Raw genomic sequence first — 2055 nt, forward strand, 5'->3', positions numbered from 1 at the left:
GCGCTCGATCACTGAATACATCACTGGCTACTACAGCCAGGTAAGACCACACAGAAACAACAATGGAGTGAGCCCAAATGCAGCCGAGCTGTTGTACTGGGCCGCCTCCTAAACTGTGGCCAAATTTACTTGACCACTACAAAATAGTCAATGCTTGTAAAGTAATAAAAACTATCTATGTTGGATAAATACCGTGAATGACGAAATAGTTCGGCCTGTTCGGCAGTGGGTAGAGTCGTTTGTTGTGGGTATGGATTTATGCCCATTCGCAAAGCGAGAGTTGGTCGCTAACCGGGTACGGTTTGCGGTTTCTGATTCAACGGTACAGGATCAGTTGTTGCTGGATTTAAGGTCTGAGCTAGAGCGTTTGCTGACGGATGCCTCTATTGAAACTACGTTGCTTATTCATCCGTACGTTTTATCAGATTTTTATGATTACAATCAGTTTTTAGGCGATGTGGATAATTTGCTGGTGGGTATGCAGCTGGAGGGCGTTTTTCAGGTTGCCAGTTTTCACCCGGATTATCAGTTTGGTGGAACCTCTGTGGATGATGCTGAAAACTATACTAATCGCTCCCCCTATCCAATACTGCATATTCTCCGGGAGGCTAGCCTTGAAAAGGCAATAGAGCACTATGGTGATGTTGATAAAATTCCGGAAAGGAATATTGAAAAAATGAATACGCTAGGCGTAAGCAGGCTGCGGGAGTTATTGGGCTTTTGTGTTACCCATAAGGGTTAGCTGCAGAGCTTTTGGCAGTATTTGGAAGCGAGTGCAGCTTGTTTAATTCAAAGATATTCTTTCGCCTGGCAATAGCCTGCTAGGTGCTCAGTCTGATCTGGCGCCACATTTTATATATAGGAGTAATAATGAAACATTTAATCACTTTGTTCATGTTATTGGTGGTGGCAATACCTTGCTTTGCCGAGTCCGAAGAAGATAAGTCAAAGCCGCCGATCTCGCCACAAGAAATAGTGGATGTGCAGCTTTCAGCTTACAATGACGGCGATATTAAAGCGTTTGTTAGTACATATGCAGATGACGTGAAAACCTACGGGCAGGCAAACGATCTGAAAATATCAGGGATCAAAGATTTAGAGAATGCTTACGCTGGCTACTTCGAAGCACACCCAGAGCTTCACGCAGAAGTGACGGGCAAGATCATTCAAGGCAATTTTATCATTTACCAAGAGCTGGTTTCCGGTGTGGTCGGTGGTGAAGATTTCGTCGCGACTGCCATATATGAAGTTCGCGACGACAAGATTCAGAATGTTTGGTTTTTCCAATAACCAGCTGTATGGCTAAACTAAGCATGGCGGCTGTTTTTGAGTCACGCCTTGCTGTGATGGTTAAGGCGAGCGCCACTTTGGTCAAAATGAAGCGTACTAAAAAACTGTTGATAGTGATTTGTCTACTGCTTATTGCCGGTTTTTTGATTCCCGAGCGAAGGGCCATTCCTGTGTTGGGCGCTTCGTCTGCGGATTGGAATAAGGATACGTTTTGGTATGAGCCATGGGGCAGCTCCGGGGTTCACAAAGGGGTTGATGTATTCGCCGCGGAAGGTACGCCCGTTGTCGCTTCAAGTGATATGATTATTCTATTTCAAGGTTCACTTAAAAAAGGCGGTAATGTTGTCGTAGGGCTGGGCGCTAAGTGGCGCTTACACTATTTTGCTCATCTCAAAGAAAACTCTGAGAGTGCACCTTTATGGGTGAAGTCCGGTGAAAAAATAGGAGAAGTCGGAGTTACTGGAAATGCAAAAGGTAAGCCCGCGCATTTACACTATTCCTTGGTAAGTCTAGTGCCTCTGCCTTGGCTTATGGATGCGAGTACTCAAGGTTATAAGAAGGCTTTTTATTTAAATCCAATTGAGTATTTTGGGTACTAGCGGGCTGTTGAATATTTCCCGCATGTGTAGTGGTCAAGTAAATTTGGCCACAGTTTAGGAGGCGGCCCAGTACAACAGCTCGGCTGCATTTGGGCTCACTCCATTGTTGTTTCTGTGTGGTCTTACCTGGCTGTAGTAGCCAGTGATGTATTCAGTGATCGAGCGC

At 45.2% G+C, this 2055-nt stretch carries 3 protein-coding genes; all 3 read left to right on the top strand.

Features of this window, described 5'->3' with window-relative positions:
- Nucleotides 1-193 precede the first annotated feature (193 nt).
- On the top strand, nucleotides 194-742 hold the full coding sequence (locus QWI17_RS01505; protein WP_302720723.1) for a DUF1415 domain-containing protein: 549 nt from the start codon (nucleotides 194-196) through the stop codon (nucleotides 740-742).
- Nucleotides 743-870: 128 nt separating this feature from the next.
- A complete protein-coding gene (locus tag QWI17_RS01510; RefSeq protein WP_302720724.1) occupies nucleotides 871-1290 on the top strand; it encodes a nuclear transport factor 2 family protein in 420 nt (139 codons plus the stop codon).
- Nucleotides 1291-1298: 8 nt separating this feature from the next.
- Nucleotides 1299-1889 carry a M23 family metallopeptidase gene (locus QWI17_RS01515; RefSeq protein WP_302720725.1) on the top strand — a complete coding sequence of 197 codons (591 nt, stop codon included), beginning with the start codon at nucleotides 1299-1301 and terminating at the stop codon, nucleotides 1887-1889.
- Nucleotides 1890-2055 lie beyond the last annotated feature (166 nt).

Origin of the sequence: Gilvimarinus gilvus (genome assembly GCF_030518155.1) — a bacterium.
GTDB classification, from domain to species: Bacteria; Pseudomonadota; Gammaproteobacteria; order Pseudomonadales; family Cellvibrionaceae; genus Gilvimarinus; species Gilvimarinus gilvus.

What these genes read in the sequence shown, in the direction of transcription:
- QWI17_RS01510 (WP_302720724.1), top strand. Translation starts at nt 871, where the DNA reads ATGAAACATTTAATCACTTTGTTCATGTTATTGGTGGTGGCAATACCT.
- QWI17_RS01515 (WP_302720725.1), top strand. Translation starts at nt 1,299, where the DNA reads ATGGCTAAACTAAGCATGGCGGCTGTTTTTGAGTCACGCCTTGCTGTG.